We start from the raw sequence: 26,190 nt of genomic DNA on the forward strand, positions 1-26,190 counted from the left end.
ATATTTATCCATGAAATTTAAAAATCTTTTAGTTAAAATCCAACATTGCTATTTATTATTGGCCAATTTTTTTCTTCTCAACTCCACAGGAAATTTATATAAATGAATACTAAATAGCAATAAAAGCATGGAAAGTTTGCGACTTCTCGTAAAAATTCGATTTCTCATAATAAATAGGAAATTATTTCTTAGATAATGAACGATTTTTTTGGTCTCTGGCAAGTTGGTTGCCTTGGCTGTTACAATTTTATCTAAAACTAAAAAATTGGCAAAACAGACTCTTTGGTGCGCAGCTTCTTCAATTTTTTTGCCTCTTCCTCTTAGCTTATTCTCGTTTATCACCCATGCTTCAATGAACTCAAATTGTTTGGCAGAGAATGTTTCCGTATTTATACTATCTAAACGATGATAGTAATAATATTTTTGCTTTGAATCTATTGCTATTTTTTTGCAACGGTCTAAAAGATCAACAATAACAAAAGAATCTTCATGATATTTTCCCTCAGGATAGCGGAGTGTAGAAAACAGCTCTCGTTTGTATAGTTTATTCACAGCATGAACAGAAATAATATTTCCATGTAATATTAATAACAATCCTTCCGTTGCAGTTACCGTTTTTTTGATAGTTGGTTTATTTACTGGTTTTTTCCCCTCATATACATCATAAATCCCACAAATAGAAAGATCTGCTTGTTCTTTGACAATGTTGTCGTACAAAAGTTCATACATATCTTTTTCGATATAATCATCACTGTCAACAAAACCTAAATACTTTCCTCGTGCCACATCAATCCCGGCATTTCTTGCACTACTTAATCCGCCATTTTTTTTATGGATAACACGGACACGACTGTCTTTCGATGCATATTCATCACATATTTTACCGCTATTGTCAGGAGAACCGTCATCTACTAATATCACTTCGAAATCAGTAAATGTTTGTGCTAAGATTGAATCTACACATTTTCTTAAATAAGGTTCTACTTTATAGACAGGAACAATAATACTAATCTCACACATTTTGCTTCTCACCTTTAACTAATTCTACTGTGTGTATCAATGATTCTTTCAATTCAAATATTGGATACCAACCATTTTCTTTGATTTTCTTGTTATCAAGTATCGCTGTGCTAGCTTTTGAGAAACCTTTTTGTTCAATCTCATCCGGCAATTCAAAAATTACTTGTTTGCCGCTGATATCAGCTAGCTGTTGGGCTAATTCTTTTAGTCGTAAATCAAAGTTTTCTGAAGAAACGTTGTACGCCTCTCCTTTTTCTCCTTCAAGCAGTAAATGAAGAGTAGCAGAAACAGCATCTCCAACATATACATACGAAAAATATTGGTTTCCTTCACTTTTTAAAACAATATCTTTTTGTTCGACTGCATTTAAAATAAATTGTGAGGATGCTTTCGTATCAGATAAAAGCATCGTCGGACCAAACGTACGGCAAAGCCTTGGAATCACGATGTCGAGGTCGTGTTTTGCGATGTAGGCTTGGCATAATGATTCACTGACTCTTTTTCCTTCAGGGTAGCCTGCTCTCAGTGTATTACAATCGATGTATCCACAGTAATCTTCTGTGAATTTTTCTATATCGCCTCGATTTTCGCCATAGATTTCTACTGTTGATAAAAATAATACTCTAACCGGTTGGGTTGCTACTGCATGTTTCAATACTTGCTCTGTACCTGCAAGATTAGTCATGATCGTACCGATTGGATCAGTTGCGTAAGCCTTAGGATGTGTGTTACTTGCACCGTGTATCAAATAGTCAGCTTGAATTTCTTTTGGTAAGGGTTCTGTGACGTCACCTTCAACAATTTCGAAAGTATCTAATTCAAGATAACTGGCAAACCTTTTTTCAAGCTTCTGACGGTTTCTGCCCATTGCATAAACTTTGATTTTGATGCCTAGTTGTTCATTAGCAGCCATCAACGTATCAATCAAAAAAGAGCCAATCATTCCAGAAGCACCAATCATCAGAACGGATTTTCCATGTAGCTGTTTTATTTTTGGTGTATGATTGATTACTTTTGCCAAATCTTCTTGGTACATTGGTTGTTTAATCAACGTCATCATCTTTCACCTAGTCTTTCATTTTTAAATATGCTTTGAACAATTCTAGATCATCTGTTGTTGTCAATTTGATATTTTTATCAGAACCAGCAGCAAAATATAAAGTTTCTCCCAAATCTACCATCATGGTATTCGTATAAGAAGAATCAGTCATACCGATGTCTTCTTTCACTGCCCGGTCATATGCTGCCCGTAGTTTTCCGTATTGATAAGCTTGTGGAGTTGAGACACGCCTCAATGTGTTACGATCGACATACTGTTCCGTCGTTTCTTCTGTTTTCTTGATAAAAATTTGTTCGTTGTAAGGTAGAGAGGTTACACCGTTACCAAATTCTTTACATTTAACGATTACATCTGACAATACCAGTTCGTCTACTAGTGGACGGATTCCATCATGGATGATGATCGTATCATCATCTTCAGAATAGTCTTTCAAAAACTGAACACCATTATTGATCGACTCTTGTCCTTTTGATCCACCTGTAATGACCCATTTGACTTTGCTAATATTGAATTCTTTGATATACGCCCACATCGTTTCTTCCCAACCAGATTTGCAAACGACTAAAATCCGGTCAACTTGAGGATGGTGTTGAAATGATTCTAAAGTATAGATAATAATAGGTTTTCCTTCAATTGTAATGAACTGTTTTGGGATATCTTGTCCCATTCGTTTACCCACACCACCGGCAATAATAATAGCTGTAATCATTTTTTTTCTGCTCCTTTAGTTAAATAATATTTTCCTTTGTACATTGTGTATGGATGTTCTGGATCAATATAAACTGCTTCATGATGAGAAACCTGATCTTTTTCAGGCGGAAGCTGCATATAGTCACCAAAAACTTGACTTAAATAATTATCATAACCAATCGGTACTGGCATCTCTGTATCTTCGAATGGCACCCACACAGCAGATTCAAAGTCTTTTGCAGGATAAACATTCCCCATATATCGAGGTCCGACACAAAGTTCTGTAACGAAATTCGTTGGATTATCATTGTATTTGGTCATCTGCTTTTCAGCATATCTCCATATTTTATACTTCGTTTTTGCAGATACACTATTTAACAATAGCTTTCCAGCTAATTCCATCGCTTTCCCATGGTTTTGCGGTACTTGCTGACTTCGATAAATCGCATAGATCATTGCCCATATCTTTTGCTTTTTCCGTTCAGTTTGCTTTTCAGGTGCAGTATCTAATGGAAAAATATCTAATTGGATACCATGAGGGATATCTAAATCTTCCTGATACGTTTTGATAAAGGTCGTATGGACGTTACGGATAGTTGTAAAGGAGTTCCGATCGTGATTCGTCAGAGCTGGTCTTAATAAAACAAATTTATCTTTTTGTGGGCCGGTTTCCCATAATTCTGCTAAACGATCATAATCCCTTCTAGGCATGAAAAAATCTAAATCATCATCCCATGGGATAAAACCTTTATGCCGGATTGCTCCGATTGCGCCGCCACCACAAAAATAACACAACAAATCGTGACTTTTACAAAAATCTACAAAGTATTGTGCCATTTCGAGATTTACTTTTTGAATTTTTTTTAATTCAGGATCTGTACTGTACATTATAGTTGCCTCAACCATTCTTTTATTAATCTTCCCTATTTTCTCATAAATAGAGGCGGTTTTCAATCTTATGCAAATGGTTCTTTCTTTACTGACTGAAAACGGATAGATAAATAGCTATTTTTTGTTTTTAAAAGGGTTGTGACAAAAGACAGTCACAACCCCTTATTCCGACTTTTTTAATAAACTCTCTTCAACAATGCCATGATGCTTGGCATTTTCACTTCCACAAAGCTGCCAGCTTTCACCGCAGATAATAAGAGAGGAGCTGGCAAATTATACAGCCATTTTGTTACTTTTTTCGCGCTAGAATCAGTCAATGCAATCTTTTTAGCTTCTTGGATGGCTGGATCATTCAAAATATGCATGGCTTCTTCTCTTTTTTCTTTAGCAGTTCGCTCAGAATTCTCATAAATAGAAAAAATCACAGAGGTTGTTCCTTTTAAAAGAAGAGAAGCCATACCTGGTTTATCTTTATCACTTGTCACGACATTTGCTAATTCATAAAATTCTTTAAAGGTTTCAAATTTATTCGGTTTATATTGGTTGGTTATCCCTTTTCCACCTTCAAAATGATAGATATACTCGATTCTTGGATTCAATACTACTTGCTGACAATGTTCATAATAGTTCAAATTGAAGATACGGTCTTCACAACTGCTGTAATTTTTGAATAAAATCTGTTTTTCCATCAAGATTTCCCTCTTGTAACATTTGTTCCAAACCACATACATCAGCTGTTGATTCATCAGTTGATACATATCATCCACGAACTGTTTATGATCTGTATATTGGTATTCTGGAACAAGATAGTCCTTTTCCGAAATAATTTCTTCCCCGCTTAACGTACGGAATGTAAAAGAACTGATAAGCAAATCTGCTTCAGGATGCTGTTCAAACAACTGCTGATAATCTGCCAAAATTTCTTTGACTGGCTCATCGTCTGCATCGAAAAATAATACATATTTCCCTGTAGATTGCTTGATGCCTTCATTTCGAGCAAGTCCAGGGCCTTGGTTTTCGGTTGTAAAAAGTTGAAAATGACTATCTCCTTGGATAGCTGATTGAATCAGCTGTTCTGTTTTGTCCGTTGAACCGTCATTGACCAAAATCACTTCATATTCTTCGAATGCCAGATTTTTTAAAACTTCTATTGTATGAGCAATCGTGTCTTCTGCATTATAAATTGGAATAATTATACTAAATATCGGATGGCTCATTTCATTTCTTTCCTCCAGCCTAGCGATAAATTTTCTCTTGTGAAAAGTCGATTTCTGCTAATGAACTAATATTTTCATCTTCATCTAGTCCTTGAGATGACATCTTATCAAATAAGATTTTGATTGTTTGAAGTAAAATCTTCAAATCTAATAGTAATGAATATTTTTTGATATACAACAAATCAAAACGTAGTTTACTGTTATAATCTGATACATATTTTCCGTATACTTGTGCATATCCGGTAATTCCCGCACGTACATTGTGTCTTAAATAATAATAAGGATTTTCTTCATTGAACTGATCAACGAAAAATGGTCTTTCTGGCCTTGGACCGACAATCGACATATCGCCTTTCAATACATTAAAGATTTGAGGTAATTCGTCAAAACGTACAGCACGGATAAATTTACCTACTGGTGTCACACGTGCATCGTTACTTTTAGCCAAGACTGGTCCTGATTTTGCTTCAGCTGTCGCGCTCATGGAACGGAATTTATAGATTGAAAATTCCTTTTGATTTTTCGTAATACGTACTTGTTTATAGATGATTGGTCCAGGTGAAGTTGTTTTTACCAAAATCGCTGTGATTAGCATAAAAGGTGAGGCGAGGATCAGTAAAATAAGCGAAACGATGATATCAAAGAGACGCTTGAATAGTTCGTATTCTGGTTGGATTCTGAACCCAGAAGCTTCAATGATGCTTTCATCTTCAAAATTCATAATATTCGGATTTATCATTGTCAGATTCTCAAAAGTCGTATTTAAAAATAACTTCTTCTCTTTTTTAGTCACTAATTGATAAATGCTGATTTTTTCATCTTCTGGGATTTTAGAAGCCAAATAGACGATATCCATATCATCGATCAATTTTTTTGTATTTTCGTAATAATTATCGATTGCCACTGCTTCAACCTTATGTTTATTGTTTTTCTTAGATTGAAAATTTTGGATAGCTGGTGCGACATCTTTCTCCAAACCTACGATAAGGACTTTCTTATCACGACTGACTCTTAAGTACAGTTTGTAAACGACTATCCGGTAAACACTAAGTAATATCGTACCTAGGATAAACGAGATCAAAATGACGCCACGCGGAAATGCAAACCATCGGCCAGCAAAAGTAACTACCATGATCCCCAATGCTATTAGTACTTGTCCAATAACAGTAATGAAGACAATATCACTGATCATTCGGTTATAGAATACATAAGCTCCTAACAAAATATTCAACGCAATAAAGATGATGGAAATAAAAATTGCTGAATGCTGAAAGGTCTCTAAGTTTCTCACTGGTACTTCTCCCTGGAATTTCAGCAAAAAACTAAGATAGATCGACACATTTAATACAAGTACATCCATAAGAATAATGAATATTCTGCGTGCCGCATTCCACTCCCCATTTTTATTCATATATACACTCCTAACCATAAAATAATGCCTCTATCATCTTACCATAGCAAAGTTTAAAAACCTAGTGAATAACCAAATTGTAAAGGAAATTAAAAGAAACGGGGAAAAGCGTTTATTGTCTGTTTATATGTGTATTTCTGCATAACAGAAAGTTGTCTCAGAAGTCCCATCACTTCCTTTATGCTGAACTAGTATTCTCCTGCTAATTCCTTATTCACAAGTTACAATATTCATATAATTAAATTAAAAGAACTGTATTTTCATTAATAAAAATGAAAATACAGTTCTTTTAATCAATCAGGTCTCAACGAAAAATCGCCGATTCCTTCTTTAGTTAGATTATCGTTATAAAATGGGTCATGAGCAATATAAGAAGGCCACTTATCTTGCATTTTTTTGATTTCCCCAGCAAAACGTCTTTGTTTTTCTGGTGTATCTTCATAACCTCTTGATTTAGATTCGAAATGGTACAATTCTGCTTGATGTGCATAGACATTGTAACGACCCAGTTCATAAACTTTCAAGCACAAGTCAACATCGTTGAATGCTACTTCTAATGTTTCATCAAATCCATTGACAGCATTGAAGTCAGCTGCCTTGACCATCATACAAGCTGCAGTGACTGCTAAGTAATTGACGTCAATGACCAATCGGCCAAAGTAACCACAATGTGTTCGATCATAGTTATTCAATGCATGTCCTGCAACGCCACCGATCCCTAATAATACACCTGCATGCTGCGTTGTATCATCCGGATAAAATAATTTTGCTCCTACACAGCCGATTCGATCAAACTGTGCATAAGAAACCATCGCTGTCATCCAGTCAGGTTCAATCACTTCTGTATCGTTATTCAAGAATAAAAAGTATTTGCCGTTTGCTTTTTCTGCTGCCAGATTGTTGATACGTGAATAATTGAATGGAATGTCAATTAATTCGACGATAAATCGGTCTTTCAGCTGATGCTTGTATTCTGCAAATAATTCTTGCATTTTAGGATCTGTACTTCCATTATCTGCAATAATGATTTCATAATTTGGATAAGACGTTTTTTCGATGATCGAATCCACACAAGTTTTTAGATCTTCATAGCCATTCTTAGTTGGAATGATCACACTGACCAAGTCTTCTTGCAAAACATCATAAGTGATTTCATAAAAACCAGAAATTCTGCCAGGATGTACGCTTCCCTTGATATTTCTTCTAGATAGAGCATCTGTCAATGCTTTCACTCCAGAATCATAGATGTAGCTTTTAGCTTCTCCATTGCTTGCAGTTGATCCCGGGATCGTCCGCCAATGATACAAGACACGGTCAATGTGGTAAATGTGTTCTGCAGGAATTTGTTCTGTCACACGAAGAACCAAATCATAATCTTGAGAGCCTTCATATCCTTTACGGAAACCGCCAAGTTCCTTAACAATGCTTGTCCGATATACGCCTAAGTGAGAGATATAATTATTTCCCATCAATGTATCGGGAGACCAGTCTGCTTTGAAGTGCGGGTCAAAGCGATTCCCATCTGCATCGATTTTATCTTCGTCACTGTAGATCAAATCCAGTTCTGGATGTACGTTTAGCACTTTTGCCACTTCATATAAGGCAAATGGAGGTAATTCGTCATCATTATCTAAGAGCGCTATAAACTCTCCTTCTGCCATTTCCAATGCAGAATTAGTTGCCAGACTGATGTGTCCATTTTCTTGTCGGAAAACGACTTTGATTCTATCATCTTTTGCTTGATAGGATTCTAGACACTTTCGGATAGCTGGATCAGTAGAAGCATCATCACTAATACATAGTTCCCAGTGATCATACGTTTGATCAAGTACTGAATCAATGCATTTTTCGAGCCATTTGATTTCAACGTTATAGACAGGCATAAGTATGGAAATCAATGGGCGGTAGGCAAATCCTTGTACTTCTTTCCTTTGCTCTTTCAGATCAGGTTTCTCATGACGACTGATCCACTCTGCATAGTCGATCGATCCTGGTTTCAATTCCAGTTTGACCCGGCGGATTGCTTTTTTTACGCCATGAGTCCTTGCATAATTTATCCCTTTTTTCAGTAATCTTTTTTTTCTTTCCCATGAAGATTCAATGCCGTCATCATAAGGATATTTACCGTTTAATTTCACAGCTATGCCATTTTGATGTCTTGCTGTTTGGAAGTCTAAGATTGCTTTTCCTCTCATTTTCCCTGATAAACGTACCTTAAAACCGCTTTGGGTCTTAACATCAAGATTATATAAATGATTGATATCCAATCTTACGACATGTGTTGCTTCAGCAATCACATTTTCTTTTTCTACCTTTATCGTAGGGATTTTTTTGGTCACTTCATCAATTGCCCAGCCCACAATAAGCAAATCGCCAGTGGCCCGTTCACGAGTGATTTGATCGATAAATACGGCAATTTCTTTTTTTTGCACGATTCGTTTACTCCTTATCTTTATAAGTTAATCATTATTTACATTTCAATGATCCATGATTGACCATTTTGAGCCACTGCTTCAACTAAGAATGAACGTTCCTTCTCGCAAAGGATCCGCAGTTCAAATCCTGCTTTTGCTCCTTCAGCTAGCTGTTTTGCTTGATTGACTTCTTCTCGTAAAACAGGAATTGCTTCAAAAAATGGTGATTGGTCGGCTGATAACTTATAGGACAATGGTTGGCGATCCGAATTAGCGATTCCCCACCCGATGATTTTCAATATCTTTGTTTCTGCATCCCAGATTTTTTCGTCAATACATAGAGAAAGCTCTTTTTCTTGGATTTTTTTCGATGTTTCTTTCTTACGTCGCCCTAATCTATGTTTGATTGTCCATTCATCACTTTCCAACAACGTGCAATAGCGATTTATGGTTGTTTTCAACGTCTGATCTAATCTTGTATTATTCTCAATAAGATGATGATTTTCTCTTTCTAATTCATCATTTTTCTCAGAAAGCTGCTTTGTAACTTCAGCCATTGGACGGATCGTTTCCAGCAATTCTTTCATTGTTGGTGTCAATTCTCCAATAAAACGATAGTGACAATGGATAGTCACTTCTTTCCCTGCAATATCCGTTAAAAAGAACTCTGGTAAATCTTTACCATCAAACAAATAACAATCATTTACTGTTTTGACTACAGCATTTGAATCGATAAATGTGAGTTTTTCTCCAGCAGCTTCTGCGCTGAATTCGATAAAGCTAGGTTGCTGCGCGAAGCGAAACACCATTCGTTCTGCTAATTCTGATACATGGAAACTTAGTGTCTCATTTTCCCCTGTGAAATTATTGAATGGTATTTGTTGAATTATTTCATCTTGTTTCGTTTGCTGGATTACTTCTAATACTTTCACATAATTAGAATTTTGTGGCTGCGCAATGGAACTTTGTGCTACTGGATGTTTCATCAATGAGAAGAAGTATTGGTAGACTTCGCCAAATGGTCGCATTTTGAAATCATAACGTACAGCTTCCGGCAATTCTTCATAAGTTGATTTTAATTCTGTATCACCTACAGCTAAGTACAAATAATCTTCAATATTGATGTATAATCCTGCTTTTTCAAAAACTTTTTGGAAGCCATCATGAGTATAAAAAGAATTATGAGTTTCATCTAGCAAACCATAAGAAGCCCATGGCAATTGATTATTGAACAAATCAATCATGACAGAATTATGCGCCAAGTTAGGGAATGTAATTAGAATTTCTCCTTCTTCATTCAAAAATTTTCTAACTTTCTTCAACGTTTTTCCAGGATCTACCAAATGTTCTAAAACATCGGCAAACAAAACGTAATCAAATGTTTGTCCAGCATAATAGTTTGCCCATTCAAAACTTTCGATATCTCCATAAAATCCATCTTGGGCAAACTCGCTGACAAAATCGAACAATTCCTTATCTAGCTCGACAATGCTCACTTCACATTGTTTTGCTCCGATCAAATGTTTCGTTAATCGGCCGTTTCCAGGACCAAACTCTAAAACTTTACTTCCTGGTTTGATCTGTGCGGCAATTTTTCCCACACTGCTTTGTTCATCTAGGTCCATTTCAAAATCATATTTCATTGCTATGAGTCCCTTCTTCCCATTTATGGTCTAAGACCACGATGCCTTCTCCGATATAAGAACCGCTGACAAACAAGTTCATGTATTTTGTCTTGTATACCAAAGGAACCGTTGCATTTTCTTCAAAGACCGCAACGTCAAAATAATATTCACCAGCTAACAAACCTAACTTTTCATACTCCAGATAAAAGATATTCTCACCTTTTTTCCAAGGGATCTTGATACCATCTAGTAGAGTATTGAGTCCGCACACATAAAAATTGTCGACTGTACGCAGAGCAATTCCTAAAACTGGATTTTTGATTGTATCGTCTTTTACTTCATAGGTTACTTTAACGTATAGTTTTTCTCCTTGTTCCAGCATATCCACTGGATTTTTATCTTTATCCAACAATTCGGCTTTCGTCACGTCTACGATATCTGGAGCTGCGAAGCGTTCTACTTGGTTTTTATTTCGATCTACTGTTTTAACTGATTTTTTCTTCAAAAAGTTTTCGTAATTCGTCGTTACTTCCATCGTATCACCATATTCGACAACTTCTCCATTTTTCAACCAATAGGAACGATCACAAAAACGGCGAATCGAACTAATATCATGAGAAACGAATAAAATCGTTTTTCCCGAGTTCTTAATTTCTGTAAATTTTTCCATACATTTCAGTTGGAATTCAAGATCTCCTACTGCCAATGCTTCATCCACAATCAAAATATCAGGATTCACATTGATCGCTACAGCAAAAGCTAGACGAACGAACATCCCACTTGAATAGGTTTTTACAGGTTGATAAATATGGTCGCCAATATCAGCAAATTCAATGATATCATCGACCATTTCATCGACTTCTTCTCTTGAAAATCCTAGAACCATTCCATTTAAATAGATATTTTCATAGCCAGAATACTCAGGATTGAATCCTGATCCTAGTTCTAGCAAAGCTGAGATTTTTCCTTCGATTTCCATCGTGCCGGATGTTGGTGTCAGTACTCCCGTAATGATTTTCAACATTGTAGATTTTCCCGATCCGTTTTCTCCCACGAAACCGATCATCTCACCTTTTTTTATTTCTACATTCACGTTTTTCAACGCATAAAATACATCATGATAGGATTTCTTAAAAGGATTGAGGGCTTCACGAAATCGATCCGAAGGTTTTGCGTACATATTATAAGATTTTGTGATATCTTTTAGTCTAATTGCATATTCTGTCATAGCTATTCTCCTTACAGCACATCTGAAAAATGTGGTTTCAATCTACGGAACACTGCAGAGCCGATTACGAACATTACTAACGTGAAAACCCAGAAATACAAAGTATATGTTCCATGCTCCCAGAACCAAGCTTCACTTAAAAATGACTCACGATAACCTTGAACAACATAGTACAGCGGATTTAATTTCAATATGCTTACAAGACCTGAATCAAACTGATTAGGGCTCCATAATATCGGTAGTGTCCACATGATCAACTGCAGCACGATCGTAATTAATTGCATGATATCAGGTAGAAATGGTTGGATCGATGCCGTCAGCCAAGTCAATCCTGTCAAGAAAGCACACATGCAAAATAAATAATAAATCAGCTGTAAAGACATTGCTGAAGGATATATACCATTTATAAGCGCGACAGCTATGCCAATCAGAATGAAGAATAAATGGGTGTACAGATTGGATAGGATTTTCGTCGTGGGCAAGATACGAATATTGAATACGACTTTCTTTACTAAATAAGTATATTCCCGAAAAACAACCGTAGTTGATGCAAATGCATCTGAGAAGAAGAACCAGGGAATCATCCCGGTAACTAAATATACGATAAATGGGTATTTTGCATCGATCATTTGTGCTTTCAGTCCAACACCAAATACCAGCCAATAAATCAATACAGTAAATAGCGGATTGATAAACGCCCATAAGATTCCTAAAAACGATCCTGCATATCTTGATTTGAAGTCATTGATCGAAAACTGTAGCAGTAATTTTCTGTTCTGATAAATGTCCTTCATAAATAAATACAAATCTTTAAACATTTGTGTTCCTCCAAGCGATTTTCAGTGAATTACAGTCAAGTGCCATTTTACCATATTTTTGGTACCGAGCTGCGTTCTTATTTCTTTCTTAATTTTCTATGATACAAGATTTTCTCTAACGTTTCTATTTTACAGAAGATGCTAGACAATTGCAATAAACCAAAAAAGGCTGCGACGGTTGTCACAGCCTCTCTCGTATTTTGTGCCTATCAATGATAGCGTTGGATCCTGGAAGAATGAGCGCTATCTGGTTGTTCCTCATAAGATGTATCATCATAAGTCATATCGTCATATGCCTCTTCCATAACATAGAATTCCTCCGCAACTTCTGGTTCATCATATCGATGAACGGCCATAGCCAACAGGATATAAATAATCGGAACCCATGGGTATGAAGTCAATGTATCCTCCATAAATGACTGCATCATCACCGCAAAAAAGGCCCAGATAAAAGTCATCTGCCCGTTGGATAAATCTGCTTTCAACGTTAAGCGACCAATAAAAAGGATAAGCAGCAAAGCAGCAATCCCAAATCCTATCAATCCATAGATATTCAAAATAGAATTATAACTATTGTGGTTTCCTAAAAATTGGTTTCCTCGTTGGAAGATAAATGTTTTCATTCCTAGTAAAACTTGTTCAGATTTTTCTCCTAGCGTCTGATAGAATTTATGCCAAATATCTTCTCGACCGGTAAACAAATTGACTTTTTCAGAGACAGCCGCCAAATAAGAAATCGGCAAAGCTAAAAGAATCGTAACCGTGTAGGCAATAAATGGCGCACGAATGACACGCATCAACGATTTAGGTAAAAGATCCAATATCGCAAAAACAATCAACGCGACTAATGCACCTCTAGATTGGCAGACCCAAATACCTAAAAAGGCTGCAACAACTGCTACTGCACCGATGATTCGTACATACCATCGTTCAAAAGAACTGGCAAATCCACTGATCAATAAAGCAAGAGTCATCAAAGAACTTCCGATTGTATTCGTATTGATCCAAATATCAGAAAGCGAATTGCCTGGAGCCCAGATGCTTTGTCCTTCTGGTACTTGGATCTCTGTAAATACACGATATAACGTGATTCCGAGGAAGACCGTAAAGACAATCAGATAAATACCGCGATCCCATTTTGTCCACTCGATCCATTTAATTACTAAACAAAATAAAATAATCAAAGGAAACAGTAAATCTCCAAATAAAGACTCATTTCTTAATTCCCGAAAGTAAGAAAAGAAAATGAAAAGGGCAAGCGCAACACCTAGATAAAGAAAATCGACGCCTTTTGCTTTATAAACATTTAAAATGAGCAAAATAGCCACACTAAAAGCGATAAGTAATGAACTATTGTTATATATAAACAAAGTTGCTGGAAAACCTAACCCTGCTGTCCAAACAAAAAAGACTAGCGTCAGCAACAAAAGCAAGAAACCGACACTCATTTTGTTGACAAATTTTTGTACGATTGCTTGAATTATCTCCACTCTCCTTTCTACTAATATTTCAGGATTATTCTCAGCTAGCCTATTACTGTACGACTAGCTGATTTTCCTGAGTTTGTGTTTGTGGTACATCTGGATAATCCGGATATTCTACTTTAAAAATCATATAACCGTCTTTATCCGGTCCATATAGCTGCGTGAACTGCGCTTCATATAATTGGTTGTAATCAGTTAATGGTCGTTTACTGATCACATAGTCGATCCCTAATTTTTCTGCGTCTTCAAAATTCAACGTGACCGAAAACATATCTGGACGATCTAAAATGAACTTTGTATCTTCCTTAGCGATAAAAGCTCTTGTATGAGCATACCGATTATAATACTTCTCGTATTCTTCTTTCGGATCGATTTTCTTCCATGCAGCTATATCTGGATAAAAGCGTACTGTATTGAAGGATTTCACTCCCAATGTTGGGGTGAAGTTATATAATTCATCTTCAGACAACCAAACTTTACCAGGATCTTGTTGATCGATTTTTTGGATTTCTTTTGCCAGTGTTTTTTCAAAAATCGCTCCTGTACCTTCTACGACTGGATTGACGAAAAAGCCAGATACGATAACTAAGGCGGCAAAAGCGAGGTAAAACAAGCGTCTCCAGCCAAATAATGCAAAAGCTAAAATCACTGTTCCCAACACAGCAACTGCGATGGTTTCAAAATCCGAAAAATAATTATCTATTTTCGAATGCGTAATCGCATAGAAATAAGACCATGCATTTACTGCCAACAAAATGAATTTATACCAAATAGGAATAACATCTTCTCTCCAAATATAAGCGATAAACCAGATCGATAATAAACAAGCCGCAAAACTAAAAGTAAGGATGGCTCTTAATGGAGGAACATAAGACAGCAGAGTGATTTCTGCTAGCCATTTTGGCAACCCAACGGTAATCCAAAAGATAGAAAACAGACAAAAAATCATCAAAATACGTCCCAGTAACTTTTGTTCGCTATCTTTTTTGCCAAATAACACAAATGGACTTGCTAGGAATACAGTTGGAAAAAAGTGATAGAACAGGGCCACTTCAGAGTTATTCGAATAGTTGATATCTTCAAAAGGAATTTTCCAATTTGTAAGGAAAGAAAAAAATTCGCCAATCGTCCACTTTCCTCCAGTACTTACCCGTTTTCCTGGATATAAGGTATTCAAAGAAGCTAACAATGCGTCTTTTGACGTTAGCCAGAAATGAACCATGACTCCGCCAATAAATAAAACTGCCCCTCCAATCAACACTACATCCAACAGATCCCATGAAACTTTCTTGCTATAGTAAATAAGCAGGCCAACAAAATAAAAAATCAGCAAGTACGACAGCATCACTTGATGGGCTGGGTAAATCACTAAAATAAACCCAATACCGAAAATAACCACCAAAAGCATCATCAACGTTCGTAGCCATTTTTTATCATGATTGTAGAAATAATGATAAAAAGCAGTCATCAGTCCCAAAGTAAAGAAAATCAAATCGCCCACATGTTGCATGAACCACCACTGGACTGCTGGAGAAAATGTCAGCGCAAATGCACCGATTAGCGATAGAGCTTTTTTTCTCTTCGTTAATATCATCAGTACTTCGAATCCAAGCAAGACCATGACGACTAATTTCATCGCCCAATAAAAGGAAAGTCCTCGATCTCTTCCGAGGAAAAAGAATCCCCAGTTGAATGGTTTTCCGATAACCGTAATATCCTTTACAGGAGAATTATACGCAATGATCATGTTTTGTCCGTTTAATGAATAATCCTCGTTCACCAACGGAAAGTCCTCTTCAGCTTGTGAGAGGTAAAAAGGTGTCTGCACCAGCCATTCGTCTGACCGCACTTCCCGATTCTGTCCAAAAATCACATCAGTTTTTTTCCCATCGTCTCTTTGCGACACATATTTATCCCAAACACCAAGTGAACTTCCGTTTAAATTAAAAGTAACGATGACCACGATGACTAAAACGCCAATAAGATAGCGGAGTTTTAGAAACAGGTCAAGCACCAAATTCGAACCTGCCTGGTTCGCTTTTGGCTTTTCTTTTCGTCGTGCACTTCTTGTTTGTTTTTCCATATCATGCTCCAAATTCTATTTGATAAAAAGGAAATTACTTATTCATTTTTTTGGCAGCTTCCAGCATTTGCGCAAGTGCTTCTTGCCAAGTTGGTATGACAAATCCTAACGCTTCTGTCTTTTTCAGGCTCATGACTGAATACTGCGGACGTGTTGCTTTTTGCGGAAATTCTTCTGACGTAACAGGTGCAACTTCTACATCTGTATCTTTCAATATTTCTTTTGCGAATTCATACCAAGAACAGCTATTTTCGTTCGACAAATGATAAATACCAAATGGTGCTTTTTCTTCGATGACATATACCATAAATTCTGCCAAAGTACGTGTCCAAGTTGGTCGCCCAAACTGGTCATTTACTACAGTCAGTTTGTCGCGGGTTTCCGCTAGGCGTTGCATCGTGAAGACGAAATTGTGTCCATAGATCCCGAAAACCCAAGAAGTTCGTATGATATAATAGTCTTCTAAAATCTCTTCTACTGCTTTTTCGCCTAATAATTTCGTACGACCATATTCATTTAGTGGATTCGTTTGGTCGTCTACTTCGTATTCTACATTTTTGTTTTTTCCATCGAAAACATAGTCTGTACTGATATAGACGAATTGAGCATTCACAGCTTTTGCTGCAAGTGCTACATTTCTTGTACCATCAACATTGATCTTCTCATCTAATTCTTTTGCTTCTTCTTCTGCTTTATCTACTGCTGTGTAAGCTGCACAATGGAAAATAACATCAGGTTTTAATTCTGTGATGTAAGCCATTGTTTTCTCGGCATCTGTGATATCCAAGTCTTTTGCATCTGTTGAAACATATGGCAGATTTTTTTCATCTAATAAATGGCGCAATTCTGTACCTAGTTGCCCATTTCCTCCAGTTAATAAAAACATATGATTATCCGCTCCTTGATTTTTATTTTAAAAAAGAGACAGGCGAGCGCCTGCCTCACATGTGTTTTTCCATTAATACAGTGACATTTTCTCTGTATTATTGTCCATTTTTGGCATATGCTGCTTCAACGGCCTCTTTTTCTTTTTTCCACCAGTCTTCATGTTCTTCGTACCATTTGATCGTGTCAGCCAACCCATCACGGAAGTTCGTAAACTCAGGCTTCCATCCTAACTCTTCCCGTAATTTTGTCGAATCGATTGCATAACGCAAGTCGTGTCCTGCACGGTCGTTTACATGGTCGTACGCATCTTTTGGTTGACCCATCATTTCTAAGATCAATTCCATCACGGTCTTATTATCTTCTTCACCGTCTGCACCGATCAGATAGGTTTCGCCAATTCTGCCTTTCGTCAAAATCAGCCACACTGCTGAAGAATGATCATTCGTATGGATCCAGTCACGAACATTCTTTCCTTCGCCATATAATTTTGGACGAATACCGCTTAAGATATTCGTTACTTGGCGAGGAATAAATTTTTCAATATGCTGATAAGGACCATAGTTGTTTGAACAGTTTGAAATGGTTGCACGTAAGCCAAAAGAACGCACCCATGCTTTTACTAACAGATCTGAACCAGCTTTTGTAGAAGAATATGGACTTGAAGGATTATATGGTGTTTCCGCAGTGAATTTTTCTCCTTCGCCTTCCCCATGTCCTGGCAGGTCTTCACGTAATGGAAGATCGCCGTAAACCTCGTCAGTAGATACGTGATGATAGCGTACATCATACTTGCGGCAAGCTTCTAAAAGTGTATACGTACCAATGATATTCGTTTGTACAAATGGGAAAGGATCTTTTAATGAATTATCGTTATGGGATTCTGCCGCGTAATGAACAACTGCGTCCGCTTCTTTTACTAGACGGTCCACTAATTCTGCATCTGCAACATCTCCTACGACCAATTCTACGCGATCGCTAGGAAGTCCAGCCAAGTTCTCTTTGTTTCCTGCATAAGTCAGTTTATCCAAAACAGTGACATGCACTTCTGGATGATTGTTTACCACGTAATGAACGAAATTAGAGCCGATGAATCCGGCACCTCCGGTAACAATGATGTTTTTCATAAGAAAATTTCTCCTTAATTCTTAGATTTCTCCGTAAACAAATGGATTTTCTGCTTCAAATTCTTTTAATGTCGGATGACGGTGATCTTTTTCCGACATAATCGCTCTTGATGGATCAATTGGCCAATCAATCGCTAAATCTGGATCATCAAATGCGATGCCCCCATCTGCTTCTGCATTATAGTAATTATCACACTTATAAAGGAAGTTCACATTTGGTGTCAAAGTAACGAATCCATGGGCATATCCTTTAGGTACAAGCAACTGTCGATGATTATGTTCAGATAAGATAAATCCGTCCCATTGACCATAAGTCGGGCTACCTTTGCGGATATCCACTACTACATCTAAAACTGCTCCAGTGACTACCCGAATCAATTTTGTCTGTGCAGCTTCTCCTTTTTGGAAATGAAGCCCCCGAAGGACACCAGCTTCAGCTGATAGTGAATGGTTGTCTTGAACAAAGTCATATTTCAATCCATGTTCTGCAAATTTTGCTTTTGAATAACTTTCTGTGAAGAAACCGCGATGATCGCCAAAGACGTCCATTTCTACGATTTTGACATCTGTTAATTTTGTATCTGTTACTTTCATCTGTAAGGACTCCTTATTCAGCGGCCAAATTCAATAAATATTGACCGTATTGATTTTTTTTCAATGGCTGTGCAAGGGCCAGCAATTGTTCCTTATCGATGTAGCCCATACGGTAAGCAATTTCTTCCAAACAAGCCACTTTTAAGTTCTGACGTTTTTCAATTGTTTCGATAAAGGTAGATGCTTCAAGCAATGATTCATGTGTTCCTGTATCAAGCCAAGCAAATCCGCGTCCCATAAGTTCTACGGATAGTTTTCCTTTATCCAAATATGCTTTATTGACATCCGTAATCTCTAGTTCTCCACGTTCTGAAGGTTTGATACCTTTAGCGATAGAAATTACCTCATTGTCATAAAAATAAAGGCCAGTTACAGCGTAATTTGATTTTGGCTGAGCAGGCTTTTCTTCAATCGACAAAGCTTGCATATTCTCATCAAATTCTACTACACCAAAGCGTTCTGGATCATTGACATGATAGCCAAATACTGTCGCGCCTGTATCTTTTGAAGCTGCTCGTTGCAACATTTTAGACAGACCGCCACCATAGTAAATATTGTCCCCTAATACCAAGCAGACACTATCATCTCCAATAAATTCTTCTCCAATGATAAACGCTTGTGCCAATCCATCTGGACTTTCTTGTACTGCATATTCGATCTGCAGTCCTAAATCATTTCCGTTTCCAAATAATTCCTTGAAACGTGGTGTATCTTGTGGCGTTGAAATAATCAGAATTTCTTTGATTCCCGCCAACATCAGAGTAGACATTGGATAATAAATCATTGGTTTGTCATAAATCGGCATCAATTGTTTCGATGTTGCCTTTGTTAAAGGGTACAGACGTGTTCCGCTGCCCCCAGCAAGAATGATTCCCTTCATGGATATATGCTCTCCTTTTTGATTTCAAATTTCACTTTGTTATTATCTCATCAATTGTTATATTTGTCATGGAAATATTAAGGATTTAAACATCTTTTATCAACGTTTAAACCATTTTCGTTTGATCAACGCCGTAATCAGATGAACACGCCAAGAAATTTTTTGCCGTAATTTAGAATGTGTTTCAATCTCACTCGCGTTTAAATCATGTCTTCGGTACAGAGTTAACGGTTCTCTTAGGAACCCAGTCTTCTTTCCTCCCAGCAAACCAATCCACATATCATGCATCGGCACTTCTGACGGGATCGGCAAAATATCGGGTTTTAAAGAAGACCGGAAAGCCATACCAGCACCAATATAGTGACTTCTTATCACATTATTAAGCCATCCTTCTTTGGAATTTCGAAACGAAAAATACGAATCATGGATCTCTTGCAGCTCGCTGTCCACAATGATTAAATCAGAAACTACTACTAGCTGATCCGGATTCTGCTCAAAATAGTCAGTGATCTTTTTCACTTTTGTCTCCAACCAAACATCATCTTGGTCTGCCAAAAAGATTAGATCTCCTTTCGTCTGCTGGATCGCATAACCAAAATTAGCGATCAATCCTTGACGAGGCCCCGAAAAAAGCTGGATTCGCTTATCTTTTTCTGCGTATTCAGTTAATATATCCCATGTATCATCTACTGACCCATCATCAGAAATGACTACTTCATCTTCTGCTGAAAGCTGAGATAAAATACTATCTAACTGCTCTCTTAAATATCTGCCTCCATTAAAGGTAGCTATACAAACCGAACGCACGAATTCACACCTTCCAATTCTTAACATATGAGCGCAAAGTCATCCGCCAGATATGCCGGTTTTTGACGGTCAAGAACTGTTTAGCTGTTCTTAACAATAATTGTCGTCGGTGACTGGATAAATGCCTTTGATCATATTCATGATAAAATCGATTTTCTGCTTGTAAAATAGAACGGTATCGATTACTTGAAACTTTTTCATAGTCTAAAACCGAAAGATCATGTTCCATTCGTACAGGAAGGATCTCCACAGTTTTTTCCAACTGATCCACTTTCCAAAACAGCCAATGATCCAAAAAATCTAAAGAAAAAGCAGGATTAAACCCGCCAATCTTTTTTAGAAATTTGACAGACCAGGCAACACCTGAATTGATTGCCATGATTCGTTCAGCTGTTGGGCCTTCAACTTCTACTGCTTGAGCTGTACGATTGATATAACGATCTGAATATAGGGGAGAAACTTGTCGGCTCCCAGAAAAAATCATCGGAACTGCAGCAACACATTCATCTGTAAAGGTTACTTTACGCAATAGTTCAAAATAATCGTCGACTAGCCTCGTATCCTGATCCAGAGTGACGAGACAACGTGTTCCTTCATCTGCTTGAGACAACGCAAAATTATAAGCCACCGCTAAACCAGGATTTTGCGGATCATGATGATAAACGATATTTTCTTTTTCAAACAGCTCATTTTGCTGCCTTTGAGGACTATTATCGTAAATAATAAGCTGAATTTGCTTTTCGCTAAGTGCTTTGCTTAATGGTCCATAAGCTGGAGATTGACTGAATAGTTGCTGATAAAGCACAACGACTACTAATATTTCTGGTTTCATCAGAAAAAACGCCACCCCCACTTATTGAAAAATTTCATCATAGAAGTCAAAAACACGCGAAACAGTTTTGCATTTCGATGCGCACCCTTCCCGTAAAAATGGATAACTGCATAAAAGGGTGTGTACAATAACTTGTAACCTGCTTTTTCAAAACTCAAACACAAGTCGTTGTCTTCAAAGTACATGAAGAAACGCTCATCAAACCCCTTTATCTCTTTAAATTTATCAATATCAGCTACCATAAAACTACCTGAGATCATCCGTACATAACTATTAGCATCAGTAGGCAATCCTCGGCATTCAAACACAGCCAGTCGTTTGTCAAACTTTTTTTTGACCCATTTGAAAGGCACAAAGCGCAAAACGTAATCAAAAACAGCCAGCTGCTCACGGATGAGGTGCTGAGTTGTTCCATCTTCATTAAGAATCTTAGGTGCTAACATCGCACATTCCGGATGTTCTTTCAATAACAAGACCAATGCTGTAACTGTCTCTTCATCCACTAAAATATCTGGGTTACAAATAATGCCATAGCGAGAATCGCTAGCTATCAGATTGTGATTATGTCCATAACCAAATCCGGAATTTTCATCATGAAAATAGATATCGATGTAGGGATATTTCCTATACTCTGTTAGTCTTTTTTTGTACTCGGGAAGTGAATTGTTGTCAAAAATTCGGATTTTTACTGCTGTTTCATCTTTTACAGTTGAAATAAAATTATCTAGTGTCCGAAAAATTTTATCACTGTTTGCCGTCACAATACTAATAAGGATCGGCTGGTTTAATTTGTTATTCATCTATATGACGGTTCCATTTCTTCAAATATTTCTGTTTTACTTGCGTACGGTACTCTTTATTCCCTAAAAATCGCAATGTTTTTAAAATAAACTGATGTTTTTCATTGATCAGACCAATCAATTCAAATAATAAAATTGCAGCAAACAACATGGCAATAATCAATATGATCGTTCCGATTCTTCCAGTATAATTCATGACCATAGCTGTGAAAGAAAACATCAAAGCCATCGCATAAATCGTCAGGACAGCACCTTTATGAGTAAAGCCTAAACTGATTAGTCGGTGATGAAGATGTTTTTTATCTGCTGTAGAAAAAGAAACACGGTTTGCTTTTCTCCTAATGATAGCAAAAAACGTGTCTGTTACCGGCACTCCCATGACGATCAGCAAAGAAATCGATGAAACAAAAGTCACGTTCTTCAGCCCTTGTAGTGAAAGGACGGCCATCATAAACCCTAGGAATAGAGCTCCTGTATCGCCTAAATAAATCTTTGCCGGATAAAAATTGTAAGGAAAAAAACCGATAATACTTGCTACAAGACAGAAAATAACAACTGGAATATACACTGTAGAAGCATGGAGGAAAAAATATCCAATGATTCCTATCGTAATTAAACCGATCAATGAAATCCCTGCCGCCAGCCCATCCAAACCGTCAATCAGATTGACCGCATTCGTGATACCGAAGATCCAAAAAATCGTTACGGGAAAACTAAGCCAGCCTAGTTGGATATATCCAATAAAAGGAAGCGTGAAGGAATCAATACGTATATCTGCTACAAAATAAATAATAAGAGAAGCAATCAAGATCCCTATACTTTTTTGTTTAGGTGTCAGCTCATATTTATCATCGAGCACTCCTGTGACTATGATTACTAAAGAAGCAATCAAGATCGGTACAATATACGATTGAGGGATAATTTTACGGAATAAGAATAAAGTCGATATAACAAATGAAATAAAGATAGGCAGTCCGCCCGCTGAAGGCATTGGAACTTTATTTATTCTTCTTTCATTTGGTTTGTCGACCATACCTGTTTGTACTGAAATGATTTTGAATACAGGTGTTAATATCAGTGATAATAAAATTGTCAGAAAAAATCTTATAACCATACTAAAAGAAACAAGCATATGGGCACCTACTTTAATTAAGAGTCATAATTATTATAAATTACTGATATAAATTTACAATAAGAACTCTTGTTTCTACTTTTTTTTATGAGAAAATTTAGTTTTCAATTTATTGAACCATTTTCGGCTTGGATCTCGACGTTTTTTGATTTGATGACCCGTCACGTATTCTTGAACAACTGCATTGATGATTCCGCCCAAAATGATGATCGTAGCAGCAAAATTAAGCCAAAGCATGAGTACAATAAAACTTCCTATGATCTGATAACCGCTGATCCTCGTTGCAAAATACCTAGCATAGATACTAAACACTTGTGATAACAGCATCCAGCCGACAGTAGCGAAGATCGTGCCCGGAATGATCGTCTTCAACTTCAACTGAGCATTAGGGACAATTAAATAAATCAAGAACATGATGACAAATAAAGCTACCAATGTGATTGGCCACTTCAAAGTTTGGAACTGATCGATAAAGTTCACGGGTATTTGTACGATTGGCTGAATAGCATCCAAAATCAGCTGTCCCAACCCAAGAACGATAGTTACCCCACTAATAGCAATCATGAACAAGACAATGACAATTAGTGAGAAGAAACGGACGATCAAAAAATTTTTTCTATTTTCTACGCCATACGCTTTATTCATCGCAATTTGCAAAGCATTGATACTTTGACTTGCAGACCATAAAGCCGCTAATGCAGAAACGGATAACAAGCCTCCTGAACTTTGTGTCAAAAGGTCTTTGATTGCAGGACCGATAAACTGGTAAACGGTCTCAGGAATCACTTCTCGTAAATAGGTCAGTACAGTCTCTTGATCGATGTGGAGAAACGGTAAAATATTACCAAAAGCAATAATCAATGGAAATAAAGACAAGAGTAAATAATAAGCAACGACGACAGAGGTCGTACTCATTTCTGAATCAGTGATGCGCTTTTGAGTCGTCTCAATAAAGCGCATCAGATTTTCATTTTGTTTTATTTTGTTCCAAACTTTCATGTACCTCTCCCGTACCTATTGACTGGCTAGATCAATAAGTGCCTTCTTCTCCTTGTGATGTCAAAATTCTTGGACCATCTTTAGTAATAGCCAATGTATGTTCATATTGGCAAGAAAGTCCGCCGTCTCTTGTATACGCAGTCCAGCCGTTAGGATCCATTTTCATTTTCCAAGTTCCGGTATTAACCATAGGTTCGATCGTGATAACCATGCCTTCTTTCAACCGCAACCCTTTTCCAGCTTCTCCGTAATGAGGAACTGCTGGTTCTTCATGAATCGTAGGACCAACGCCATGACCAATAAAATCACGAACGATCGCTAGATTTTCGCCTTCTACATAAGTTTGGATAGCATGACCGATGTCACCAATCCGATTCCCTACTTGTGCTTGCTCAATACCGATGTACAAAGCTTTCTTCGTTACTTCCATCAATCGGTCGATCTCAGGTGTAGATTCTCCAACTACATAGGCCCAACAAGAATCAGAAATGCCGCCTTTCAAATCGATACACATATCGACTTTTACCAAATCACCGTTTTTCAAAGGCTTTTTACGAGGGAATCCATGACAAATTTCATCATTTATACTGATACAAGTCGCATATTCATACCCTTCAAAGCCAATTTGCGCAGCAATTCCGCCATGACTCTCGATATAGTTTCTGACAAATACCTCAATATCCCAACTTGTGATTCCTGGTTTTATAAAATCACGCAGATTTTTATGTACATCTGCTAATAAAGCTCCAGATTCTGCCATCATTTCAATTTCACGTGCTGATTTTAAAGTAATCATATTTTCGTCTCCTTTTTACAAATCCCTCTCATTTTAACATAGCGGCATACATTTAGCCAAATGACATTCCCCAGGTGTCTCTAGGTTTTATTTTCTTTTCAATGATGTTTTGGTATAATTCATAATTGTTAAATAATTATAAACGAGGAGGCACATCATGGCTTTAGCAAAAATCGTATATGCTAGCATGACAGGAAACACTGAAGAAATCGCCGATATTGTTGCAGAAGCATTTGAAAATCTGGATATCGAAGTCGAAATCAACGAATGTACCCAAGTAGATGCAGATGAATTCGAGGAGGCAGATATTTGCGTAGTAGCTACTTATACATACGATGATGGCGATCTGCCTGATGAGATCGTAGACTTTTATGAAGACTTGCAAGAATTGGATCTATCGGGAAAAATTTACGGTGTCTGCGGATCTGGTGATACTTTTTACGATGAATTCTGCAAATCGGTGGATGATTTCGATGCTGCTTTTGCAAAAACAGGCGCATCAAAAGGAGCCGAAAATGTTAAAGTGGATCTGAATGCTGAAGAAGAAGATATCGAAAATTTAGAAGCTTTCGCTAAAGAACTAGTCGCAAAAATTTAATATACTTGCAATAAAAGAGCCATCCAGATTTATTCAATCTGTATGGCTCTTTTATTCATTGCATTCATGGAAGAGTTCTTCGGGAGTTAAAAATGCATACGCTGTAAGAAAAACGAACTTTTCCTTATTTTGACACATCTCTTGTTACCTACTGATTTGTGGAACTTTTGAGTATATTCAATCGATTTCGATTGGTTCTTTGAATTTCAAGATAGCATCTATACTGTCTTGGATCATCTTTTCAATCTGTTCATCAGTTGGATGGATGATGCTTGAAGACATCAAAGCTGCGATCCCAGTAGCTATGATCCATGTCCCATTATACAAAGATTCGATCTGCTCTTCTGAAAGATTCACATAAGCTGGATCGCGTTTCACTGTATTCACAAAGTAAGTATAAGAGAAATTCTGCATCTCTTTTCCTCCACCATATTCTTCTAAGTACAGTGAACGATACAACTTCTTCTCTCTTCTTGCAAAATGGATATAATTAAAAGCAAGATCGATAATCGTATTCCCTGTATGCTCAACAGTGAACACTTCATATTGTAAATGATCATAGATCTGCTCAAAAAGAGCTTGTCTCAAGTCATCCATATTTTTAAACTCAAGATAAATCGGTTGCGTGGAACAATTCATTTTGTTCGCGATGTTTCTCGCAGTAAATCGTGTAAATCCATCGGTGGCAGCTACTTCATAAGCAGCTGCCAAAATCTGTTCTCTAGTAATCGTCTTTTTTCTTGCCATATTTTTTTAATCTCCTTAATTTTTTTATAACGCTTCCACCATTGATTAATTT

The 26,190-nt window shown here is 37.0% G+C and carries 24 protein-coding genes; 1 reads left to right on the forward strand and 23 read right to left on the reverse strand.

The window, feature by feature from the left end:
• Positions 1 to 48 precede the first annotated feature (48 nt).
• From IGL15_RS09770 to map, 22 genes are all read right to left on the reverse strand, one after another.
• Positions 49 to 1,020 carry a glycosyltransferase family 2 protein gene (locus IGL15_RS09770; RefSeq protein WP_104765419.1) on the reverse strand — a complete coding sequence of 324 codons (972 nt, stop codon included), beginning with the start codon at positions 1,018 to 1,020 and terminating at the stop codon, positions 49 to 51.
• On the reverse strand, positions 1,013 to 2,080 hold the full coding sequence (locus IGL15_RS09775; protein WP_104765418.1) for an NAD-dependent epimerase/dehydratase family protein: 1,068 nt from the start codon (positions 2,078 to 2,080) through the stop codon (positions 1,013 to 1,015). Before IGL15_RS09775 ends, IGL15_RS09770 begins: the two co-directional genes overlap by 8 nt.
• A 7-nt stretch (positions 2,081 to 2,087) precedes the next feature.
• Positions 2,088 to 2,789 carry an IspD/TarI family cytidylyltransferase gene (locus IGL15_RS09780; protein WP_002297058.1) on the reverse strand — a complete coding sequence of 234 codons (702 nt, stop codon included), beginning with the start codon at positions 2,787 to 2,789 and terminating at the stop codon, positions 2,088 to 2,090.
• On the reverse strand, positions 2,786 to 3,658 hold the full coding sequence (locus IGL15_RS09785; RefSeq protein ID WP_104765417.1) for a LicD family protein: 873 nt from the start codon (positions 3,656 to 3,658) through the stop codon (positions 2,786 to 2,788). The genes IGL15_RS09780 and IGL15_RS09785 overlap by 4 nt, the downstream gene beginning before the upstream one ends.
• Positions 3,659 to 3,837: 179 nt before the next feature.
• The gene (locus IGL15_RS09790) at positions 3,838 to 4,878 is read right to left on the reverse strand and encodes a glycosyltransferase family 2 protein (RefSeq protein ID WP_010777076.1); all 1,041 of its coding nucleotides are present in this window, start codon (positions 4,876 to 4,878) and stop codon (positions 3,838 to 3,840) included.
• A 19-nt stretch (positions 4,879 to 4,897) separates the two neighbouring features.
• Positions 4,898 to 6,289, reverse strand: a complete 1,392-nt coding sequence (locus IGL15_RS09795) for a sugar transferase (protein ID WP_010727881.1) — start codon at positions 6,287 to 6,289, stop codon at positions 4,898 to 4,900.
• Positions 6,290 to 6,582: 293 nt separating this feature from the next.
• Positions 6,583 to 8,721 carry a glycosyltransferase family 2 protein gene (locus tag IGL15_RS09800; protein WP_104765416.1) on the reverse strand — a complete coding sequence of 713 codons (2,139 nt, stop codon included), beginning with the start codon at positions 8,719 to 8,721 and terminating at the stop codon, positions 6,583 to 6,585.
• Positions 8,722 to 8,759: 38 nt separating this feature from the next.
• Positions 8,760 to 10,346, reverse strand: coding sequence for a class I SAM-dependent methyltransferase (locus IGL15_RS09805; RefSeq protein WP_104765415.1), 1,587 nt, complete (start codon positions 10,344 to 10,346; stop codon positions 8,760 to 8,762).
• Positions 10,336 to 11,556: an ABC transporter ATP-binding protein gene (locus tag IGL15_RS09810; protein WP_002289079.1), complete on the reverse strand. Its 1,221-nt coding sequence runs from the start codon at positions 11,554 to 11,556 to the stop codon at positions 10,336 to 10,338. Before IGL15_RS09810 ends, IGL15_RS09805 begins: the two co-directional genes overlap by 11 nt.
• Before the next feature lie 11 nt (positions 11,557 to 11,567).
• A complete protein-coding gene (locus tag IGL15_RS09815) occupies positions 11,568 to 12,374 on the reverse strand; it encodes an ABC transporter permease (protein ID WP_002289081.1) in 807 nt (268 codons plus the stop codon).
• Between the two features lie 209 nt (positions 12,375 to 12,583).
• Positions 12,584 to 13,864, reverse strand: coding sequence for an EpaQ family protein (locus tag IGL15_RS09820; protein WP_010726385.1), 1,281 nt, complete (start codon positions 13,862 to 13,864; stop codon positions 12,584 to 12,586).
• A 43-nt stretch (positions 13,865 to 13,907) separates the two neighbouring features.
• Complete coding sequence (locus tag IGL15_RS09825; RefSeq protein WP_104765414.1) at positions 13,908 to 15,941, reverse strand: DUF7657 domain-containing protein; 2,034 nt, start codon at positions 15,939 to 15,941, stop codon at positions 13,908 to 13,910.
• Between the two features lie 34 nt (positions 15,942 to 15,975).
• Positions 15,976 to 16,827 carry a dTDP-4-dehydrorhamnose reductase gene (gene rfbD / locus IGL15_RS09830; protein WP_002294531.1) on the reverse strand — a complete coding sequence of 284 codons (852 nt, stop codon included), beginning with the start codon at positions 16,825 to 16,827 and terminating at the stop codon, positions 15,976 to 15,978.
• Between the two features lie 97 nt (positions 16,828 to 16,924).
• On the reverse strand, positions 16,925 to 17,953 hold the full coding sequence (gene rfbB, locus IGL15_RS09835) for a dTDP-glucose 4,6-dehydratase (RefSeq protein WP_002294532.1): 1,029 nt from the start codon (positions 17,951 to 17,953) through the stop codon (positions 16,925 to 16,927).
• Positions 17,954 to 17,974: 21 nt separating this feature from the next.
• Positions 17,975 to 18,547, reverse strand: coding sequence for a dTDP-4-dehydrorhamnose 3,5-epimerase (gene rfbC, locus IGL15_RS09840; RefSeq protein ID WP_002286442.1), 573 nt, complete (start codon positions 18,545 to 18,547; stop codon positions 17,975 to 17,977).
• 13 nt (positions 18,548 to 18,560) lie between these two features.
• Complete coding sequence (rfbA, locus tag IGL15_RS09845; protein ID WP_002286449.1) at positions 18,561 to 19,427, reverse strand: glucose-1-phosphate thymidylyltransferase RfbA; 867 nt, start codon at positions 19,425 to 19,427, stop codon at positions 18,561 to 18,563.
• 99 nt (positions 19,428 to 19,526) lie between these two features.
• Positions 19,527 to 20,234: a glycosyltransferase family 2 protein gene (locus tag IGL15_RS09850; protein WP_002286451.1), complete on the reverse strand. Its 708-nt coding sequence runs from the start codon at positions 20,232 to 20,234 to the stop codon at positions 19,527 to 19,529.
• 4 nt (positions 20,235 to 20,238) lie between these two features.
• A complete protein-coding gene (locus IGL15_RS09855) occupies positions 20,239 to 21,066 on the reverse strand; it encodes a glycosyltransferase (protein ID WP_002286453.1) in 828 nt (275 codons plus the stop codon).
• Complete coding sequence (locus tag IGL15_RS09860; RefSeq protein ID WP_002286455.1) at positions 21,066 to 21,866, reverse strand: glycosyltransferase; 801 nt, start codon at positions 21,864 to 21,866, stop codon at positions 21,066 to 21,068. The genes IGL15_RS09855 and IGL15_RS09860 overlap by 1 nt, the downstream gene beginning before the upstream one ends.
• Positions 21,859 to 22,998 (reverse strand): MraY family glycosyltransferase, encoded by a 1,140-nt coding sequence (locus IGL15_RS09865; RefSeq protein ID WP_002286457.1) that lies wholly within the window; start codon positions 22,996 to 22,998, stop codon positions 21,859 to 21,861. The genes IGL15_RS09860 and IGL15_RS09865 overlap by 8 nt, the downstream gene beginning before the upstream one ends.
• 75 nt (positions 22,999 to 23,073) lie before the next feature.
• Positions 23,074 to 23,997 carry a YihY/virulence factor BrkB family protein gene (locus IGL15_RS09870; protein ID WP_002286461.1) on the reverse strand — a complete coding sequence of 308 codons (924 nt, stop codon included), beginning with the start codon at positions 23,995 to 23,997 and terminating at the stop codon, positions 23,074 to 23,076.
• 31 nt (positions 23,998 to 24,028) lie between these two features.
• Positions 24,029 to 24,793, reverse strand: coding sequence for a type I methionyl aminopeptidase (map, locus tag IGL15_RS09875; protein WP_002294533.1), 765 nt, complete (start codon positions 24,791 to 24,793; stop codon positions 24,029 to 24,031).
• A 157-nt stretch (positions 24,794 to 24,950) separates the two neighbouring features.
• On the opposite strand from map, the gene IGL15_RS09880 reads away from it, so the two are divergent.
• Positions 24,951 to 25,391: a flavodoxin gene (locus IGL15_RS09880; RefSeq protein WP_002297963.1), complete on the forward strand. Its 441-nt coding sequence runs from the start codon at positions 24,951 to 24,953 to the stop codon at positions 25,389 to 25,391.
• A gap of 177 nt (positions 25,392 to 25,568) precedes the next feature.
• Here the strand turns inward: IGL15_RS09880 and IGL15_RS09885 are convergent, their stop codons facing one another.
• Positions 25,569 to 26,138 carry a TetR/AcrR family transcriptional regulator gene (locus IGL15_RS09885; protein WP_002286467.1) on the reverse strand — a complete coding sequence of 190 codons (570 nt, stop codon included), beginning with the start codon at positions 26,136 to 26,138 and terminating at the stop codon, positions 25,569 to 25,571.
• Between the last annotated feature and the right edge of the window lie 52 nt (positions 26,139 to 26,190).

Source organism: Enterococcus sp. DIV0436a, from assembly GCF_051711605.1.
Lineage (GTDB): Bacteria > Bacillota > Bacilli > Lactobacillales > Enterococcaceae > Enterococcus_B > Enterococcus_B faecium.

Bases quoted from the DNA above. Each gene is read 5' to 3' on its own strand.
- rfbA (WP_002286449.1), bottom strand. From the start codon at position 19,427: ATGAAGGGAATCATTCTTGCTGGGGGCAGCGGAACACGTCTGTACCCT.
- rfbD (WP_002294531.1), bottom strand. From the start codon at position 16,827: ATGTTTTTATTAACTGGAGGAAATGGGCAACTAGGTACAGAATTGCGC.
- rfbC (WP_002286442.1), bottom strand. From the start codon at position 18,547: ATGAAAGTAACAGATACAAAATTAACAGATGTCAAAATCGTAGAAATG.
- IGL15_RS09815 (WP_002289081.1), bottom strand. From the start codon at position 12,374: ATGTTTAAAGATTTGTATTTATTTATGAAGGACATTTATCAGAACAGA.
- IGL15_RS09780 (WP_002297058.1), bottom strand. From the start codon at position 2,789: ATGATTACAGCTATTATTATTGCCGGTGGTGTGGGTAAACGAATGGGA.
- rfbB (WP_002294532.1), bottom strand. From the start codon at position 17,953: ATGAAAAACATCATTGTTACCGGAGGTGCCGGATTCATCGGCTCTAAT.
- IGL15_RS09880 (WP_002297963.1), top strand. From the start codon at position 24,951: ATGGCTTTAGCAAAAATCGTATATGCTAGCATGACAGGAAACACTGAA.
- IGL15_RS09855 (WP_002286453.1), bottom strand. From the start codon at position 21,066: ATGAAACCAGAAATATTAGTAGTCGTTGTGCTTTATCAGCAACTATTC.
- IGL15_RS09810 (WP_002289079.1), bottom strand. From the start codon at position 11,556: ATGACAGAATATGCAATTAGACTAAAAGATATCACAAAATCTTATAAT.
- IGL15_RS09795 (WP_010727881.1), bottom strand. From the start codon at position 6,289: ATGAATAAAAATGGGGAGTGGAATGCGGCACGCAGAATATTCATTATT.
- IGL15_RS09825 (WP_104765414.1), bottom strand. From the start codon at position 15,941: ATGGAAAAACAAACAAGAAGTGCACGACGAAAAGAAAAGCCAAAAGCG.
- IGL15_RS09770 (WP_104765419.1), bottom strand. From the start codon at position 1,020: ATGTGTGAGATTAGTATTATTGTTCCTGTCTATAAAGTAGAACCTTAT.
- IGL15_RS09775 (WP_104765418.1), bottom strand. From the start codon at position 2,080: ATGATGACGTTGATTAAACAACCAATGTACCAAGAAGATTTGGCAAAA.
- IGL15_RS09885 (WP_002286467.1), bottom strand. From the start codon at position 26,138: ATGGCAAGAAAAAAGACGATTACTAGAGAACAGATTTTGGCAGCTGCT.
- IGL15_RS09805 (WP_104765415.1), bottom strand. From the start codon at position 10,346: ATGAAATATGATTTTGAAATGGACCTAGATGAACAAAGCAGTGTGGGA.
- IGL15_RS09860 (WP_002286455.1), bottom strand. From the start codon at position 21,866: ATGAATAACAAATTAAACCAGCCGATCCTTATTAGTATTGTGACGGCA.
- IGL15_RS09785 (WP_104765417.1), bottom strand. From the start codon at position 3,658: ATGTACAGTACAGATCCTGAATTAAAAAAAATTCAAAAAGTAAATCTC.
- map (WP_002294533.1), bottom strand. From the start codon at position 24,793: ATGATTACTTTAAAATCAGCACGTGAAATTGAAATGATGGCAGAATCT.
- IGL15_RS09790 (WP_010777076.1), bottom strand. From the start codon at position 4,878: ATGAGCCATCCGATATTTAGTATAATTATTCCAATTTATAATGCAGAA.
- IGL15_RS09865 (WP_002286457.1), bottom strand. From the start codon at position 22,998: ATGCTTGTTTCTTTTAGTATGGTTATAAGATTTTTTCTGACAATTTTA.
- IGL15_RS09870 (WP_002286461.1), bottom strand. From the start codon at position 23,997: ATGAAAGTTTGGAACAAAATAAAACAAAATGAAAATCTGATGCGCTTT.